At 67.0% G+C, this 17,705-nt stretch carries 17 protein-coding genes and 1 tRNA gene; 9 read left to right on the forward strand and 9 right to left on the reverse strand.

Annotated elements, in window-relative coordinates:
- Positions 1–11: 11 nt before the first annotated feature.
- From NS6_RS16615 to NS6_RS16625, 3 genes are all read left to right on the forward strand, one after another.
- Positions 12–677 (forward strand): MspA family porin, encoded by a 666-nt coding sequence (locus tag NS6_RS16615; RefSeq protein ID WP_068042825.1) that lies wholly within the window; start codon positions 12–14, stop codon positions 675–677.
- Between the two features lie 305 nt (positions 678–982).
- Positions 983–1,657, forward strand: a complete 675-nt coding sequence (locus NS6_RS16620) for an MspA family porin (protein WP_068042826.1) — start codon at positions 983–985, stop codon at positions 1,655–1,657.
- Positions 1,658–1,724: 67 nt separating this feature from the next.
- On the forward strand, positions 1,725–2,393 hold the full coding sequence (locus NS6_RS16625; RefSeq protein ID WP_068042828.1) for an MspA family porin: 669 nt from the start codon (positions 1,725–1,727) through the stop codon (positions 2,391–2,393).
- A gap of 95 nt (positions 2,394–2,488) precedes the next feature.
- On the opposite strand, the gene NS6_RS16630 is transcribed toward NS6_RS16625, so the two are convergent.
- The 3 genes from NS6_RS16630 to NS6_RS16640 form a co-directional block, all read right to left on the reverse strand.
- Positions 2,489–3,178: an SAF domain-containing protein gene (locus NS6_RS16630; protein ID WP_068042830.1), complete on the reverse strand. Its 690-nt coding sequence runs from the start codon at positions 3,176–3,178 to the stop codon at positions 2,489–2,491.
- A 115-nt stretch (positions 3,179–3,293) separates the two neighbouring features.
- Positions 3,294–3,626: an FmdB family zinc ribbon protein gene (locus NS6_RS33955; RefSeq protein WP_084471117.1), complete on the reverse strand. Its 333-nt coding sequence runs from the start codon at positions 3,624–3,626 to the stop codon at positions 3,294–3,296.
- 338 nt (positions 3,627–3,964) lie between these two features.
- Positions 3,965–4,549 carry a 5-formyltetrahydrofolate cyclo-ligase gene (locus NS6_RS16640; protein ID WP_068042997.1) on the reverse strand — a complete coding sequence of 195 codons (585 nt, stop codon included), beginning with the start codon at positions 4,547–4,549 and terminating at the stop codon, positions 3,965–3,967.
- A 228-nt stretch (positions 4,550–4,777) separates the two neighbouring features.
- Between NS6_RS16640 and NS6_RS16645 the strand changes: the two genes are divergently transcribed.
- From NS6_RS16645 to NS6_RS16670, 6 genes are all read left to right on the forward strand, one after another.
- Entirely contained in the window at positions 4,778–5,743 is a 966-nt protein-coding gene (locus NS6_RS16645; protein ID WP_068042999.1) for a UTP--glucose-1-phosphate uridylyltransferase, read from the forward strand.
- Between the two features lie 37 nt (positions 5,744–5,780).
- On the forward strand, positions 5,781–7,040 hold the full coding sequence (gene glp, locus NS6_RS16650; RefSeq protein WP_068042833.1) for a molybdotransferase-like divisome protein Glp: 1,260 nt from the start codon (positions 5,781–5,783) through the stop codon (positions 7,038–7,040).
- A gap of 11 nt (positions 7,041–7,051) precedes the next feature.
- Entirely contained in the window at positions 7,052–7,702 is a 651-nt protein-coding gene (locus NS6_RS16655) for a GNAT family N-acetyltransferase (protein ID WP_068043002.1), read from the forward strand.
- 229 nt (positions 7,703–7,931) lie between these two features.
- Positions 7,932–8,987, forward strand: a complete 1,056-nt coding sequence (gene sepX, locus NS6_RS16660; RefSeq protein WP_245669388.1) for a divisome protein SepX/GlpR — start codon at positions 7,932–7,934, stop codon at positions 8,985–8,987.
- A gap of 122 nt (positions 8,988–9,109) precedes the next feature.
- Positions 9,110–9,182: transfer RNA gene (locus NS6_RS16665), tRNA-Ala, on the forward strand.
- A gap of 429 nt (positions 9,183–9,611) precedes the next feature.
- Positions 9,612–10,049 carry a DUF4254 domain-containing protein gene (locus NS6_RS16670; protein WP_068042835.1) on the forward strand — a complete coding sequence of 146 codons (438 nt, stop codon included), beginning with the start codon at positions 9,612–9,614 and terminating at the stop codon, positions 10,047–10,049.
- A gap of 111 nt (positions 10,050–10,160) precedes the next feature.
- On the opposite strand, the gene NS6_RS16675 is transcribed toward NS6_RS16670, so the two are convergent.
- From NS6_RS16675 to NS6_RS16700, 6 genes are all read right to left on the reverse strand, one after another.
- Positions 10,161–11,288 (reverse strand): glycosyltransferase, encoded by a 1,128-nt coding sequence (locus NS6_RS16675; RefSeq protein ID WP_068042837.1) that lies wholly within the window; start codon positions 11,286–11,288, stop codon positions 10,161–10,163.
- An 89-nt stretch (positions 11,289–11,377) separates the two neighbouring features.
- Positions 11,378–13,213, reverse strand: coding sequence for a bifunctional diguanylate cyclase/phosphodiesterase (locus NS6_RS16680; RefSeq protein ID WP_084471136.1), 1,836 nt, complete (start codon positions 13,211–13,213; stop codon positions 11,378–11,380).
- A 43-nt stretch (positions 13,214–13,256) separates the two neighbouring features.
- Positions 13,257–15,401: an Rv1355c family protein gene (locus NS6_RS16685; RefSeq protein WP_068042839.1), complete on the reverse strand. Its 2,145-nt coding sequence runs from the start codon at positions 15,399–15,401 to the stop codon at positions 13,257–13,259.
- Positions 15,391–16,167 carry a hypothetical protein gene (locus NS6_RS16690; RefSeq protein WP_068042842.1) on the reverse strand — a complete coding sequence of 259 codons (777 nt, stop codon included), beginning with the start codon at positions 16,165–16,167 and terminating at the stop codon, positions 15,391–15,393. The genes NS6_RS16685 and NS6_RS16690 overlap by 11 nt, the downstream gene beginning before the upstream one ends.
- 269 nt (positions 16,168–16,436) lie before the next feature.
- Positions 16,437–16,892, reverse strand: coding sequence for an effector binding domain-containing protein (locus NS6_RS16695; RefSeq protein WP_068042844.1), 456 nt, complete (start codon positions 16,890–16,892; stop codon positions 16,437–16,439).
- Positions 16,889–17,332 carry a GyrI-like domain-containing protein gene (locus NS6_RS16700; protein ID WP_068042845.1) on the reverse strand — a complete coding sequence of 148 codons (444 nt, stop codon included), beginning with the start codon at positions 17,330–17,332 and terminating at the stop codon, positions 16,889–16,891. The genes NS6_RS16695 and NS6_RS16700 overlap by 4 nt, the downstream gene beginning before the upstream one ends.
- Between the last annotated feature and the right edge of the window lie 373 nt (positions 17,333–17,705).

The raw sequence follows: 17,705 nt of genomic DNA on the forward strand, positions 1-17,705 counted from the left end.
AGGGTCCAACCATGATCAACCGAAAGAAACTGGTGCGCTTGGCAGGTATCGGCGCCGCTGCCACCCTCGCCACGGGTCTGTTCTCGACCGGAGCGGCCAATGCAGATACATTCGTACCGCTGCCCGGCGGTGAAATCGTCAAAACGCTGTCCGACGGCACGGTAGTGACCGTGCGCATGGTCGGCGAGTCGGCCAATATCAGCCCGTCCATGGGCGCTACCCCGGTGCATCGCAATGCGTGGGTCTCCGGGAGCGCGCAGGTCGAGATCGCCGGCGGTGAAGAGGTGGGCGGCAAGATCTACCCCGGCTATGTCGTGGGCTGCCAGGTCAACATCGCCGGCGGTGGTGCCGAGGGTGGCGCCAGTGCAGATATGGATACGGAAGGAAACGTCAGCCCCGGCGCCGAAACCGGCGCCAACCTGACTGTCGGCCCCGGCCAGGCGAAATCGTTCTATGTCCTCGATATCGAGAAGCCGGACGACTACGGCAGCGAGAACCACTCCACCAACAACAGCTTCGGTGGCAACACCGGTTCGGTGACCTGGTCCGACCAGACCATCGGCCTCAACGGCTGCGGCGGCTACGCCCAGGCGCGGTCGTTCATCAGCGTAGAGGTGGAAACCGAGAACGTGATCAGCTACGTCACGCTGTGGGGTCAGCCGTTCAGCCTCGGCTGACACCCGATCCAACGTTCGTACCGGCACGGAGACAGGCCCGCCGCGGCAGCGGCGGGCCTGTCTCGTCTCTGGATATCCGGTGCCGGGTGGTCCCCTCAGTGCGCGTCACCTTCTGGTTACCTGCGAATCATCCGGATGCCACACCGAATCGGTGGCGCGGTAGCCGAGTATTCACCGGCCGTGTGGTTTCGGGTTCATCTAGTGGCTACAGCCGTAACCCAAGCTCTATGGAGCCTGTTCTCGGGCCGCCCCGACGTCGATCGCTGCGAAGTCGGGTGTCGTTGAAAACCTTGATGAGGGGAAATATGAGCAAGAACCGCACCACCGGTCTGCGCTACGGCGCGCGCGCCCTGGGCGTGGGCGCCGTAGCCGCTGTGGCCATGGGTCTGTTCTCTACCGGTGCCGCCAACGCGGACACCTTCGTTCCGCTGCCGGACGGTGAGAAGCTGGGGCCCGGTGTCAAGATCAACCGCACGCACGAGAGCGCGCTCGTCTCGCCGTCGATGGCCGCCAACGGCGCGGGCCGGACCGTGTGGGTCTCGGGCAACGCCGCCGCCGACGTCTCGGTCACGCCCGAGGGCGAAGCCGGCCCGAACAACGGCCCGACCGGTGCGGACGGCACCAACAACTCCTCCACCCACGGTGCCTCGCAGCTCAACACCGGCTACATCGTCGGCTGCCAGGTGAGCATCGGTGACGACGCGATCGGCTTGGGTGGATCCCTCGGCCTCACCCTGGACGGCGGCAGCCTCGGCGGCTCGACCAGCGTGGAGTTGGGTCCGGGTGAGGTCAAGTTCGTCCAGATCGATTACAAGGACATCGAGAAGCCCGGTGTCTACTCCGTCGAATACCAGGACGTTGAGATGGAGATCCAGGGTTGCGCCGGGTATGCGCAGGCCCGTGCCTACACCGTGGTCGAGATCATCGGTGACCACTACTCCAAGACCACCCTCTACGGGCAGCCGTTCAGCATCGGCTGACGCTGACACCGGTTCACTCACCACAACTCTCGCTGTAGCGAATTCAACCCCAGAGGGGCATCCACACATGTTCAACCGTAAGAATCTGGCGCGCCTCGCCGGCGTCGGTGCGGCCGCCTCGGTCGCGCTCGGTCTGTTCTCCACCGGCGCCGCCCATGCCGACACTTTTATTCCGTTGCCCGGCGGCGAAATCGTCAAAACCCTCTCCGACGGCACCGTGGTGACGGTCCGCATGGTCGGTGAGTCCGCCACCATCAGCCCGTCCATGGGCTCCACTCCGGTCCATCGCAACGCCTGGGCCTCCGGTAGTGCCCAGGTCGAGATCTCGGGCGGCGGCGAGGACGTGGGCGGCAAGATCTACCCCGGCTATGTCGTGGGCTGCCAGGTCAATATCGACGGTGGCGGTGCCGAAAGCGGCGCCAGCGCCGAGGTCGATTCCGAGGGCAGTGTCAGCCCCGAGGGCGAGGTCGGCGGCAACCTGACCCTGGGGCCCGGCCAAGCCGATGCTTTCTACGTCCTCGATATCGAGAAGCCGGACGACTACGGCAACGAGGACCATTCGACCAACAACGGATTCGATGGCAACAGCGGTTCGGTCACCTGGTCCGATTCCACCATCGGCCTGAGCGGCTGCGGCGGCTACGCGCAGGCGCGGTCCTTCGTCAAGGTCAAGGTCGAGACCGACAACGTCATGTCCGTCGTAACGCTGTGGGGCCAGCCGTTCAGCCTCGGCTGATAGGCACCCCGTGTTTCCCGGCCGAACAGCTCGCGCCGGCCGGAACGGCTACCCGGAGGGCCCCTCGCGCAACTGCGCGGCGGGCTCTTCGGCTGTCAATGGAAGATCACCGTGAGCGCGCTGTTCAGCGAAGCCGCGGCGACGGCGGCCGCGCGCCGCGAATCGAGCGCCACCAGCACCACCGGCCCGGCCCGGCCCGCGCCGGGTTCGCGAGGTGGTTCCGGAACCAGCACCACCGCGGCGTCCTCGGCCAATGTCGCGGCCGCCGCCGGATCCGTGGTGTCGGCGGCGACAACGTCCACCCGGTCTCCGGCGCGCAGGATTTCGGTGATGGCGGAATCGGCGAGCCGTATGGGCACGATCCGGGCATCCCGGGAGCCGGTCGCCACCTCGGCCAGGCGTGGTCCGACGATCCGGACATCGGTCAGTACTTCGCCGGGACGGAGTGCTGCGGTGAGGACCGCACCCGCGACCTCGGCCGGATCGGTCTCGGCGCCTTCGGGCGCCGCGCCCGGCGGCAGCCGTGCGAGCCGGAGATCCGCAGGCGCCAGCAGATGGCCGGGAGCGAGATCACGGGTGGCCACCACCACGGAGATACGGGCGCGTTCGGGATCCTCGCGGAGGAAGAGCATCACGGCCGCCACGGCACACAGGCCGGCGAGGATTCGCCGTAACAGGACCGCATCCGCCCACGGTGGCCGGTTGTCGAACGCGTCGCGCCAGGTTTCCCCGGACCCGAGCCGGCCACGGGTACGGGTGGCGGAGGACGGACGTAGACGACTCATAGGCCGAGCGTATGGGCGGAAACACCGCCTCGACCCGGCCTCGGAATGATTGTGGACAACTCGCGGGCTGTGGATGAATCAGCGCGCGGGCACCGACCCCGGTGCGGGTGTTCGCTCAGCTGGCGGCGGCCGCCGGTGCCGAGGAAGTGCCGGCGGAACCTGCGGAACTCGAGGAACTGCCTGCGGAACTCGAGGAACTGGAGCCGGAATCGGAGGAGCCGGACGAGCTGGAGCTGTCCGATTTCGCCGGTTCGCTGGCGGACGACGACCCGCTGCGACTGTCGGTCCGATAGAAGCCACTGCCCTTGAAGACGATGCCCACCGAGTTGAACAGCTTGCGCAGCGTTCCGGAGCACTCCGAGCACACTGTGAGTGCGTCATCGGTGAACGACTGAGCGATATCGAAGCGGTTGTCGCACTGGGTGCACGCGTATGAATAGGTTGGCACTGGGTCCTCCGCGGTATTCGAGAATTAGCACTCTACAGGCCACAGTGCCAACAGTGCCAATCGCGGATTGATTCCCGCAGGTACGAGGGTGTGCTGAGGGTCTCGGTGTCATCGAGAGCTGGGTGGGGCTGTGATTCTGGAGTCACTCCGCGGCTCGCGGGTGGGACCCTGTCGACCCTGGACTTCTCCGCTCCGGACCGAGGGCCCCGGGGGAGGTGAACATGCGGGGGAGCGGATGGTGAGTCGAGCCTTGGTTGACCTCGCTGTCGGGGAGGACCATCTGGGGGTCTCGCCGGCCGGGGTGAATCGGCGGGGTGCCGGGTCTCGCTGATGGGTGATCAGGGGTGGGTGGTGTTCAGGGGGACCGGTCCGGCGGTCGGAGTGAGGGCCCAGGGCATGCGGATGTCGTGTGGTTCTTCCGGCAGATGCTCGACCAGTTCGTCGTCGCGGACCACCACCATCAGTTGCGCGGCGGGGTCGGCCAGTCCGAGCGTCCGGTCGTAGTATCCGGCGCCCTGCCCGAGTCGAACGCCGCGCCGGTCCACTGCCAGGGCCGGAACCAGGATCAGCTCGGCCGTGGCGACCGTTTCCGGTGCCAGGATCGGTCCATCCGGTTCGAGTAGGCCGTAGCGCGCGGGAACCAGGGCGTCCGTGCCGGTGTATTCGCCCCAGTACAGCGGGCCGGTCTCGCGGGTTACGGGCAGCAACACCCGGCTCCCCGCCGCCCGCAGCGCCTCGGCGATCGCCACCGATCCGGGTTCCCCGCGGACCGGCACATAGGCGCACACCCACTCGCCGGTGCCCAACCTGCCGGCGGACGCCGCGAGCGCGGTGGCTTCCGCGGCGCGTACCGAGTCCGGAACTTGCAGGCGCCGGGCACGAATCGTCGCCCGCCAGGCCTGCTTGTCGATCTCCTCGGGCATCCGCACGGCGACAACCCTATGCGCCCACATGGCCTCTGGCGCCGCTCCGGCCGGTTGCGCCCGGATACCGCTCCCGGAACGCGCCGGCAGTGGCACCGAGAACACGCTGGTCCGAAATGTCCGGCGCAGTGGGCTGGACGCACGAGCCGCGCCGCCGGACTCGGGCTCGGAAGGCGCGCCGATATATACAGCCGTTTGAACGCGGAGCACCGTGGATAGGGTGTGTATATGACAGCAGAGGCCGCAGTGCAGGGGAACGGGGAAGTGCACCCGTCGAAACCGGAATTCCGGACGGCCGTCGTACCTGCGGCCGGGCTGGGGACCCGATTCCTGCCCGCCACCAAAACCGTTCCCAAAGAATTGCTGCCGGTGGTCGACACCCCGGGCATCGAACTGGTGGCCAGCGAGGCTGCCGGGTCCGGTGCCCAGCGGCTGGTAATCGTGACCTCCCCCGGTAAAGACGGGGTCACCGCGCATTTCGTGGAGGATCTGGTGCTGGAGAGCACACTCGCCGAGCGCGGGAAGTTCCAGCTGCTGGAGAAGGTGCGCAAGGCGCCGGGGTTGCTCGATGTCACCTCCGTGGTGCAGGAGGAACCGCTGGGACTCGGACACGCGGTGGCCCAGGCCGAAGCAGTGCTCGACCCCGATGAGGAGACCATCGCGGTGCTGTTGCCCGACGATCTGGTCCTGCCGTGCGGGGTGCTGGATGTGATGAACCGGGTCCGGCGTAAACGTGGTGGGTCTGTACTGTGCGCCATCGACGTCCCCGCGGACCAGGTGAGCGCTTACGGAGTTTTCGATGTCGCCCCGGTGCCCGACGCCGTCAATCCAGATGTGATGCGCGTCAAGGGGATGGTCGAGAAGCCGAGCGTGGACGAGGCGCCGTCGACCTACACTGCCGCCGGCCGCTATCTGCTCGACCGCGCGATTTTCGATGCATTGCGCCGGATCGGACCGGGTGCCGGTGGGGAACTGCAACTCACCGACGCGATTTCGCTGCTGATCGAAGAAGGACATCCGGTGCATGTGGTTGTCCACCGTGGGTCGCGCCACGACCTGGGTAACCCGGGCGGCTATCTTCGTGCTGCGGTGGATTTCGCGCTGGAGCGTGATGAATACGGTCCGGCGCTACGCGAGTGGCTCCAGCACCGGCTGAGTCCGGACTGGGACCCGAAACTCACCGTGGACGAATGAGGTCGCCTGCGCCGGCGAGGACATCGGGAAGGGCTGGATGCGCTCTGTCGAGGATCAGCAGATCAAAGTGACGGCCGCGGCCGTCGCGCCGCGACCGGTGCGGGTCGCGATATCCGAGGCCCAGGGGCTGCTGTGCGCCGAGGATGTGGTGACCGAGCGGCCGCTGCCGGGTTTCGACCAGGCGGCGATCGACGGATACGCCGTGCGCAGTGTGGATGTGGCATCCGCGGGCGCCGATATCCGTGACGAGGACGGTGAACTGGTCGATCTGACCCTGCCGGTGGTCGGGGAGGTACTCGCCGGCTCGCGCCAGCCCATTCGGCTGCAGCCGCGGCAAACTGTCCGAGTGGCCACCGGGGCGCCGCTGCCCACGCTCGCGGACGCCGTACTGCCGCTGGATTTCACCGACGGCGGCCGTGGGCGCCTCAAGGTGTACGAGCCGGTGCGGTCCGGCGATTACGTGCGCCGCGCCGGTGACGATGTGCAACCCGGCGATGTGGCCGTGCAGGCGGGCACGATCATCGGTCCCGCTCAGGTCGGGCTGCTGGCCGCGGTGGGGCAGGACAAGGTGCTGGTGCATCCGCGGCCGCGGCTCTCGGTGATCTCCCTCGGGGAGGAACTGGTCGATATCGATCGGATGCCGGGGCCTGGTCAGGTCTACGACGTGAACTCCTATGCGCTGGCCGCGGCCGCGCGCGACGCGGGCGCGGACGTTAATCGGGTCGGTATCGTCGACGCCGACCCGCGCCGGCTGCGCGATGTGGTCGAGGGCCAGCTGGTGCGTGCCGAGGTCGTGGTGATTGCGGGCGCGGTGGGCGGCTGGGCCTCCGACCAGGTGTGTGAGGCGCTGGAAGGTCTCGGTGAACTGGAGATCGCGCGGGTCGCGATGCACCCGGGATCGGTTCAGGGATTCGGCCGGCTCGGCCGCGACGAGGTACCGACCTTCCTGCTGCCGTCGAATCCGGTGGGCGCCCTGGTGGTTTTCGAGGTGATGGTGCGGCCGCTGATCCGGATCGCGCTGGGCCGGCGGCAGCCGATGCGCCGGATCGTGCGCGCCCGTACGATCACTCCGATCCAGTCCATGGCCGGGCGCAAGGGCTATCTGCGGGCCCAGTTGATGCGCGACGAGGCCACCGGCGAGTACTTGGTGCAGCCCTTGGGCAACAGCGCGGGGGGCTCGTCGCATCTGCTGGCCGCGATGTCGGAGGCCAACAGTTTGATCGTGGTCGAGCCCGACGACACCGAAATCCGCACCGGTGACAAGGTTCGAGTCGCGTTCCTGGCGCAGCGCGGCTAGAAGTGGAGTCCATGAACGTATTCCGGGCTACGCAGCATCCCGGGTGGCCTGCGCATCTGGGCCCGGTGCGGGTCGGGGCCGGTGCGGTCACGTTGCGGCCGGTGCGGTTACGGGACGCTGCGGCCTGGAGCCGGATCCGGATGCGGGATCACGACCATCTGGAACCATGGGAGCCGACAGGGCGCGGCCCCTGGGAAGCGCGTAATCATGCGTCGAACTGGCCGCCGTTGTGGTCGAGTTTGAAGGCCGAGGCGCGGCGCGGGGCCATGATCCCGCTGGTGATCGAGGTGGACGGCGCGTTCGGTGGCCAGCTCACAGTCGGCAATATCGTGCGCGGCGCACTGCGGTCCGCGTGGATCGGGTATTGGGTCACCCGGGATCTGGGCGGACGGGGCGTCGCGACCGCGGCCCTGGCGCTGGGGCTCGATCACTGTTTCGGCCCGGTCGGATTGCATCGGGTCGAGGCCACGGTCCGTCCGGAGAATCTGGCCAGTCAGGCCGTGCTGCGCAATGTCGGCTTCCGTGAAGAAGGTTTGCTGCGTAGATATCTCGATGTGGACGGTGCCTGGCGCGATCATCTGCTGGTCGCTGTGACGGCGGAAGAACTGTCCGGCAGAGTGGTCGACCGGCTGGCCCGGGAAGGGCGGTTGACGTTGCGCTGAACCGGCTCCGGGCCCGGCCTGTTCGGTCTCGCGCTGGTGGAAATGTGACTCATGTGGCGTATGTGCACGGCGCGCCTGCCGTGTTGTACCCCTACTCGGAATTAACCTACGGACGTCGGTGGTGCGGCCTCGCGCCATCGGCGGGAAGCTCGTACCACGATCTGCGAGACGTGCCCGCGGGGAAGAACTCCGGTTCCGGGACGCACCGGTCATGGCGTGAGCTGCGACGATGACCATGCGGACGGAGGTGCTGACGACGATGGCGAACTCGATCCTGTGGATCGGCCTGGTCGTGGTGTGGGTCTTCGTCCTGTTCCCTATCCTCGCCGACCGGCATCCGAGGATCCGCCGGACAACGGACACGGCTCTGGCTACGCGGGTACTGCATCGTGGAGATTCCAAACGGCGCAAGAGAAGTGGGTATGGCCGCAAGAAGCGGTCCGCCCGCTCCTATCGAAAGCGTCGCCACGGCAATGATGCGGAGGATCGCATGACCACAACAGCCGAGGAGACCGTCACCGAGGCCGACGAGAAAACACCGCACACCGACCTCGGCGACGAGCCGGCCGATATCTTCGACGATATCGACACCCCGGAGGAATCCGAGGACCACCCGGATATAGAAGACGACAGGGAAACGGAGCCGGCCGGCGACACCGCCGCGGAAACCGAACTGCTCAGCGGAGACGTGATGGACACCGCGCCCGCCCGGATCCCACCGGTCCGCGCCGACACCCGGCGTGCGCCCGTGCCCGAAGAGCCCGAAGGCGAGGGCGGTTTCGTCTCGACCCGGCGCGGGCGCGGCGGCTACGACCCCGAAGCCGACGCCATCGTGCGCGCCGCCCGTTACACCTTCCGGCAGCGCGCCGTGGTCGCTCTCATCCTCGGTGCGGTGCTCTGCGGCGGTCTCGCCGTGGCCATCGGCCCACTTTTCTGGTGGGGGTGCGGCGGCGCGCTGCTGTCGTTGGTCACCTATCTCGGATATCTGCGCAAACAGGTGCGGATAGAACAGGAGATCCGGCGGCGGCGCAGCGCCCGGCTCGCCGACCGCGATCGGGACCTCGACGGTGAGCTGGACGAGTCCGAAGAGTCTGCCGTCCCGGCCGCCGCCCGGCCCGGTATGGACCGCGATACCGCTCGCGCGCTGCGGCGTCGCTCCCATCTGCTCGAACTGGATGACGAAGACCCCGCCTTCGAGCACCTGGACGCCTATGACGCCACCATCGCCCGGACGGTGCGCCACCGTGCCAGCGGCGGCGATATCCGCCGCGCTGCGGGAGCGTGAACAAGACCGGACAGCGCCGTCCGGTCGGCCCTCATCTCGGAATAATTGCAGGTCAGCACCTCGATTCGGTGTACCGTGACCCGGTTTGCTAGAGTGGCACAGCGCGGTTCACTGAGCCGCACGGGGCTATAGCGCAGTTGGTAGCGCGTCTCGTTCGCATCGAGAAGGTCGGGAGTTCGATTCTCCCTAGCTCCACAGATAGAAGGATCCCTCTGGCCGGCGACGGCTCAGGGGGATTCTTGCGTTCGGGGTCGTCTCCGGTGATTCCGGGTCTCTTGATCGGCATCGCGCGGTCATTCAGCAATGTCGGCTTTCTTGCGTTGCGTCGGGGCTGTGGGTGCCCGTGCGTGGGAGGCCGGGATCCCGGTGTGTCTCGATCGGCAACCCGGGAGGTGTTGTGAGAAGCCGGATGTGTGTTGTGCGGCCTTCTGTTACGGCCCTGGATGTGATTTGCTCCAATGAGCGAATGCAATAGTGCGTTTCTCCGGTGCAGAGTGATGTGTATCAACTATTGTCACCGACTGAACAAAACCTATCCGATGTGCGGGATGACCGAATCGAGAGCCGATCATGTTTGAACAGAGTGTGATGGTGCCGGGTGACGTTCGAACGGGGCGGCAGGTAATGCCCCCGAGGGGCGGACTGCCGACAGCGACGCAGCTGCTGTGCAGTTTTCAGGGGACCAAATTCGCAGATCACGATCTATTGAGCTCGGCGCACGCGCTGGCAGCGTTGCATGCGCGCCGGGCCACCATGCGGGACGTGTACCTGGTGGCCGAAGTGGACAACCGCCGCCGCGAGCTGGTGGAGGATATCGACGACTGGGTTCGCGAACGCGGAGCACTACCGCGCGACGGATTGATCCACACCGAGACACTGGGCGCCGTGATCGATCGCATGGCCTGGGGTTGGGTGTATGCCAACGCGGTGGTCGAAACCGACGGGGCGCGCGATCAGTACGCACGTAAACGCTGGCACCGCCTGGCCGAATTGATCGACGGCTACACCGAATTGATCGGCGATATCGTCGGCGGCCGCCGACGGCTGCCTGCGCGGGTGTGATCGCTCGCGGTGCCCGTCCGGTGCGGGCCGGGCACCGCGATACCGCGATTCGAAATATGCGGTGTCGTGTCGCCGGGCTACCCGGCCGCGCCTGTGCGAGGAGTCGGCCGGTCAGCGGTCCAGTACCGCCAACATGCCCGATACGGCTGCCGGCCAAGTGAACTGTTCGGCTCGCTGCCGGGCGGCGCCTCGCCGTTGGGCGGGCGGCCGGGCAAGCACGTCGGTGACGGCTCGGGCGAATGCGGCCGGATCGTCGGCGGCCACCGCGCCGCAATCGGCGGTCACGATATCGGCAAGGGCCGAGGACCGGCTGGCGACCACTGGAGTGCCTGCGGCGAGTGCCTCCAGCGCGGCGAGCCCGAAAGTCTCGTGCGGGCCCGGGGCGAGCGAGATATCCGCGGTGGCCAGCAATCTGGCGACCTCGGTGCGGTCGGTGATGAACCCGGTGAAATGGACCGCGGGCAGGCCTCCTGCCAGAACCGGCATCGACCGAGCCCGTCGTTGCAGCGCATTGCGCCGTGGACCGTCACCCGCGACCACCAGACGCGCTTCCACTCCGTGGTGGTGCAACTCGGCCACTGCCTCGATACTGCGGTCGACCCGTTTTTCCACCGACAGACGCCCGCAGTGCACCAGCAGGGGATGACCGGGCACCACGAGCCCTGCCCGCAGACCGTGATCGTGGCGGTGCGGATTGAACAGGTCCAGATCGACTCCCAGCGGAACCATCTCGACATTGGGTGCGGCGATCCGCCGGAATTCGGCGCGGGCGAATTCGGTGGTGCAGACGACCATGTCGTACTGAGCGGCCGTATGGCGGTTGGCGATATCGGCGAGGCGGCGGGCATACCGGTGCGGCATGACCTGCCCCAGCAGCCGATCGAGCCGTTCGTGCGAAATCATCACTCCCGCCACCCCGCGACGCCGCGCCCAGCGTCCGAACCCGCGCAACGTCAGCCGGTCGGATACTTCCAGCGCGTCGGGACGCAGGCCGGTGAGGATATCGGCCACCCGCCGTGGATCGGCGGCGCGGTAGCCACCGGTCCACGGGATGGGTAATGCGGGCAGAGTGATGCGCAGAACCCCGCCCGGCAGGATCTCCTCGGCGCGCCGAGGCCCGGGAACGATCAGTACTACTTCGTGTCCGGCGGCCACATACCCTTCGCCCAAGTGGTGCAGCGCGGTTCGCAAACCTCCGGAGCGTGGTCCGTAGAAGTTGGCCAGTTGTACGATGCGCACGTCGCCGATCGTGGCCGGGGCCGGGGGCCCGCCGGAACCGGGCCGTCGAACAGCTGGTTGACACCCGGTGTTATTTCGGCCCCGGCAGGCTAGCGGTCGGGCTGGCCGCGGCCGGAGCGTGGGAGATCGAGGTTGAGCGGGATCCGGCCCACGCTCAGATGCTCACCGACCTCGTCGGCGGGTAGCGGCCGGGCGATGAGGAAGCCCTGAGCCCGGTAGCAGCCCAAGCCGACCAGGGTACGGGCGGCGACCGGCGTCTCCACACCTTCGCCGACCACGCCCAGCCCGAAGGACCCGGCCAGGCCGATGATCGATTTCACGATGGCGAGGTCGTCGGTGCTGGCCCCGAGCCGCTGGACGAATCCCCGGTCGATCTTCACCGCATCCACGGGTAGTGCCTTCAGATGGGACAGCGATGAGTAGCCGGTGCCGAAATCGTCGATGGCGATCTGTACGCCCATTCGCTTGAGCCCGCGCAGCGTCACCTGGGTGCGGGCCAGGTCCTGTACCACCACGTGTTCGGTGATCTCCAGGCAGATGGAGCTGCCGTCGATCCCGAAATGGCGCAGAATATCCTCGATCCGCTCGACGAAATCCAAGCTCACCAGCTGCACCGGGGACACGTTGATCCGCATGACCATATTGGTCGCCAACCCCTGGCGGCGCCAGCGGGCGAACTGCGCGCAGGCCGTGCGGATTACCCAGCGGCCCAGCTCACCGGCCAGATTGGTGGCCTCGGCCACCGTGACGAAGGCACCGGGGGGCAACAGGCCGCGGGTGGGATGCAGCCAGCGGACGAGGGCTTCCATCGCGACGATGCGGCCGGTGCGCAGATCGACTTCGGGCTGGTAGTGCAGGATCAGCGATCCGTCGGAGACGGCGCTGCGCAGGTTGAGTTCCACATCGTCCTGGAGCTCGAACTGGGCGCGCATCGCGTCGGTGAACAGGGCGACCCCGTTACCACCGCCGGATTTGGCGGACAGCAGGGCGTGATCGGCGCGCCGCAGGACATCGGCGACGGTGGTCTCTCCGGGGATACCGACCGCCACGCCGACGCTGGCGCCGCGGCTCACCGATTCGCCGCCGACGGTCACCCGGCGGCTGATGAGTTCCCGGATCCGGGTCGCCTCGTATTCGGCGGCGACGGTGTCCATGGGTTTGGCGGGCACGATCACGAATTCGTCGCCGCCGAGACGGGCGATCATATCGTTGGGGTCGAGATTGTCCTGGAGCCGCTCGGACAGGGTTCGGATGAATTTGTCGCCGGCGGTGTGGCCGAGGAAATCGTTGAGAGCCTTGAGCCGGTCCAGGTCGAGGAAGAAAGCCGCGACGGGTCCGGGACTGCCGGCCGTCAGCCGCTGTTCCATATGTTCGAGTAACGCACGCCGGTTCGACAGACCGGTCAGGTCGTCGTGCAGCGCGATGAACCGGAGCTGTTCCTCGGCCTCCACCCGCGCCTGCAACTGGGCGAACAGGGTGGCGATCGCCTTGAGCACATTGAGTTCGCGGTTGCTCCAGTCCCGGTCGCCGACCTTGACGAACCCGAGCAGCCCGGTGGATTTCCCGCGGGAAACCAGCGGGACGGCCGCGGAGCTGATATCGCCGAGCCCGGACGCGGAGTGGATCGTCTGCTGGTAGTCGGCGGCGCTGGCCGGGATCAGGAATGGCTCGGTGGCGTGCTCGAGCGACCGGAACACCGAATCGGCCTGGTCGAAATAGACGATCCTCAGCGGGTCGGGTTCGGGCACGTCCTGACGCGGCGGCCATTCGGCCATGAGCACCGTCGACCGGTTCTTGGGATCGTTGTGCCGCAGGTAGCTGAAGTCCACATCGAAATAGTCGATCAGCATGGCCAGCACTTGCTCGGTCGCCGACACCATGGTCGCCGAATCGACGCCCATCAGCTCCGCGGCGACTTCAGTCACCAGCGAGTCGAGTGTCCGCCGAGGCACCTGATCTCCGATCACACTAACCGCGGAGCTCTCCGCCCGGTACCGGGCGACGCATGCTCCGCACGCTGGCAGCTGCCGCGTAACTCAGGCGTAGTACCAGCGCCACGCTTTCTTGTTCCGGCACTTCCAGTATTTCCAGGAAACGACTCTGAAGTGTGGACAGTCTATCCGCGTACGCGGGAGAAAGTGCATCCAGTTCGGTACGGGTTTGCGAAAACAGGAACACCGGCGACATCGGCTGCACCGCCAGACCCGACCGCTGTGCCTGGAGCCAGACTCGCCCGACCGCCGCCCCCGCACGGGCGTAGCCGGCCAATCCGCCGCCCTGGACGCCGGGTTCCCGGCGAAAGGTGACGGCAATGACGGCGGAGCTGGAACCTACCCGGTCACGGGCGTAATCGCCGAGCGCGGAGCCGGCCGACCAGCTGTGTAATTGCGCCATCACGTCGGCGCGTCGCGCGATCTGCATGGCGGCGCGTTCGTCGGGCGCGAGTTCCAGCGAACGGGTATCGATACCGTCGGAGAGGTCGTCCCCGGGCCAGCGCATCTCCGCGAACATCTCGCGGTGCAACTGTGGAGTGAGGTAGCGGACCTGGTCCGAATCGGCCAGCACCTCGGCCATCGCGCGCAGGGCGGCCGGTGAGGTGGCGGCCCGCAGCTGGGCGTTTTCGGTGCCGGCCGCGGCGGCGAGACCGGACAGGACGGGCTCCGGGATACGGCCACCGTGGCCGATCCGGCGGTTCGTCTCCCGGGCCAGCGCGTACGGGTAATCGGCGGCCAGTTCCGGGTCTGTACCGGTGCCGAGCCGGAGCGCCGCGGTGAGCGGGGCGTCCGGGGATTCGATGAACTCGTGGGGACCGAGCCGATCGTGGGCGGCCGCCGCGACGCGGGCGTTGTACAGCGCGGCGCCCACGGCCACGGCACTGCCGCGATAGCCGGTATCCATGGCGGTGGTGTACTGCGGATCGAGTGTGATCCGGATTTCCTGCTCCGTGGTGTGCAGCGACCACGGCTGGATATTTCCGCCGGACGGCGCCCGCTGCGCGCAATCGAGAATCAGGTCGAGCGGCGCCGTGGGCGCGGTACCGGTCTCGGTGTCGGCGGCGGGTTCGTCGAGATCGAGGTCCGGATCGGCAAGGGCGTCGAGGGCCTGTTCGATATCGAGCCGGGTGCGGCCCGAACGCAACGGCCGGCCCAGGCCGATCCGGCGCACCGCCGTCGCGACACTGGCCGCGCCGAGCACCACATCGCCGCCGAGCTGCGGCCAGCTGTTCAGGGTCTCGCCCACCTCGACCAGGCTGCCCGCCATCCGGGCGGACAGATCGCGCGCGCCGAGCAAACCCACGACATAGGGTGCCTTGTCCCTGGTGGACAGGCCGCGCAGCTGGGTGGCCGCGATATCGCCGAGCAGGCCGTGGAAGGGCTGCCGTCCCGGTTCGAGGTCGAAACGTTCGACATCGAGCAGGCCGCGGTCGCTGGTCTCCATGATCAGCGGTAGCTTCCGGCGCCGAGCCGATTCGCGTACGAGCAGTTTGATATCCAGGGAATCGCATTCCTCCACGACGATTCCCAGCCCGTCGACGAAATCGTCGACGGTATCGGGATCCAGTCCGCCGCCGCGCACCTCCACCGTCAGGTAGGGGTCGAGTTCGGCGATCCGGCGGGCAGTGACGATCGCCTTGTTCACGCCGATATCGAACAGCGTGGCGGGTACCCGGTTGAGGTTGGACAGTTCGAGTTCGTCGAAATCGGCGAGCCGGAGTGCACCGCACGCCCCCTCCTGTGCCAGCGTGTAGGCGATGGCATGCCCCACGCTCTGCCCGACAACCCCGACTGTGAGGGTGCGCAGCCGGTCCTGTTCGGCGCGGGTGAGTTTGTTGCGATTGCGGTCGAGCCGGATCGCGCGGAAGGTCCGCGGCCCCGGCAGGACCAGCACGCTGCGCCGCCACGGGTAGTACACCCAGCGATCGTCGGCCGGGCCTTCGGCGGTTTCCGGGGGATCGTTGAGCCTGCCGAACTCGGCGGCGAGCAAACCGCGCAGATCGTTGATCTCGATATGCGGTGTGCTGCGCAACCCGACCAGTGCTCGTTCGTCGTCGGGATCGCCCGGGTCCAGGATCAGCGGCCGGTATTCCACTCCGAGATCTGCTTCACCGACCATGTGACCGGCATTCCTCCCCACCGCGGCGCAGCGGCCGGAGTGACCGGGACGACCTCGGTTCAGCTAATCCCATAGCGCGAAGTTCACCACGCATCATCAAATACTGCAACTTGTCAGCAAATACATGATAGGTCCTGGTATCCCACCAGATCGGCACCGTTCGGTAGCGCTCGTCCGGGTAGGGCACGGGCGGGATCGCCTGCGCGACCACGCCGCCGCTCGCGCGATGCCGTTCGGTGGTGAACGAGGCGACCGTAGCGAAGCTGTAGCGTGCGCCCAGCAGTCGCGGGGCGTGCGCGATGCAGCGGGAGATCGCGGCCGTCAGATCGTTGCGGCGGTCGGCGTCGCGGGCGACCCAGACGGCCCGGGATTCGACCACGCCGCGTGGAATTCGCCGGGCCATCATGAGACTCAGGTCCGCGGCACCGGGCCGGCCGGCCCACGGCGTGAGCGAGTCGACCTCCGAGGCCCACGTGTACGGGCCCTGTACTCGCAGGCCGCCGACCACCGTTCCGGTGGTGTCGGTGGCGGCGAAGAACAGGGCCGTCGACGATCCGTCGGCGACGGCGTCGTATTCCAAGGCCTGCTCGTTGCCGAAATGGCGGTAGGCCTGCTGGGCACCGGCCAGGTAGCGGTGCCAGAGGTCAGGGGAGTGTTCGGGGGTGGTGGCGCAGATTGTGTAGCCGGAGACGTTGTCGCGAAACCCCGCAGCGCGGCCTTGGCGCGGGTGGTCTTCCTGGCCGACTGCGATCGTTTCGACAGTCATGGCAGTTCCTACTCTTTCGCCGTGCACCCGGTGGGTGCACGGGATATGTTGTCCAGCAGCTCGTCCGACGCCCCGGCTCGTCGGCGTGCCCAGTGCAGTATCCGTCATCGAGGCACAATTGACCAGAACTCTGGTTAATCTTCCGAAAACTGATGTGAGATGCGTCTGTTATCGCAGGTCAGGCCGGGTGATTAGGGAATCCTCAGTTACCAGCAGACCGGTTGGTTCGGAGTTGGTTATCTCTCGGCAACGAACGGTTCGCGCCGCTGTCATGTGGCGATCGAAATGAACAGTTCCACCGATTCCGAACCGTGCCAGAGCTCGATCTCCTCGCGGTAGGCGCGAGTTATCTCGGCCGAAGCCGTCGCATCGTCGACCTGCGCCCATACATCCTCGACAGGATCGTGGTAGTCGCCGTTTGGTACGAACCGCGCGTAGACGCCCCGCGGGACACGGACCAGAACATCGCCGACGGCGGAACCGCCCGGGTCTGCGTATTCGAAACACACCACGGCGTTGTAGGTCCCGGTGGGGGTGCGCACGTACACGGTGTACATCGGGCGCTCCGCCTCCGCCGAACCGGCGAATTCGGCCGCCCGTTCGCTGAGCCGGTCCTTGAGGAACTCGATCAGTTCGCTGTTGCTGACCTTGAAACTGGGGCGCACCTTCGGCACCACCAGGCCGGCGTACACCGACTCGTCGCGCACCACGATCGTGTAGCTCATCGGGGCTCGACCGCCAGATACAGGTCGATCTTGTACGCGTGGGGATAGAACTCGAAATCGCCGGTGAAGGTCCGGCTTATCCGGTTGCTCTCCTCGGCGTAGGCGATCTGGGTCCACAGGCCGATCATGATCTGCGGGAAATTGCCCACCGAGGAGAACTTCGCATAGGTGCCGCGCGGCAGGCGCGCCACCAGATGGCCACGGGTGACCTCGTCGAAGGAGTGGCACGCGTAGCCGACGATCTGAGTGTTGTATGTCCCCAGTTCGGATGAGTAGTCCGTGTACGCGGTGGCGAGTGGCCCACCGAGTTCGTGATGCAGCACCGAAGACCAGGCGCCCTCGAGGTCACGGTCGCGTAGTTCACCGAGCGCGCGCTTGGGGCTGCGTACCGGAAGTCCGGCCACCCACGTCTCGTCCCGCTCGACGATTTCAAACTGCATGGAAGGACTCTTTCGAGATGTCTCCTGGTGGGCAAGCCGACCGGGTGGTCGGCCGGACCCGCCATGCTATCAACCGGTGGCGGTGCGGGCGGCCCGCCCGGCTGCCGGACTTCGGCGGAGCGCCGGCATTGTGCGGGATGGACCCACCATTGTGTACCGAAACATGCAAACCGGTCGGCTGTCGGCAATTGTCGGGTAAATCCCCGGAAGAATTCGGAAAACCCCCGTTGTGGCCAAGTTTATTCGCGCATTCTAGTGGTGTTCTCAATGCTGGTTACGGCACCTGATATTATTTCGTAATTCACCGTGGTCCCCACGATCCGCCACTATCAGTTCAGCTGAACTTCATTCCGCGTCGTTACCAATGCCGACA

Source organism: Nocardia speluncae NBRC 108251 (genome assembly GCF_001613245.1).
GTDB classification, from domain to species: Bacteria; Actinomycetota; Actinomycetes; order Mycobacteriales; family Mycobacteriaceae; genus Nocardia; species Nocardia speluncae.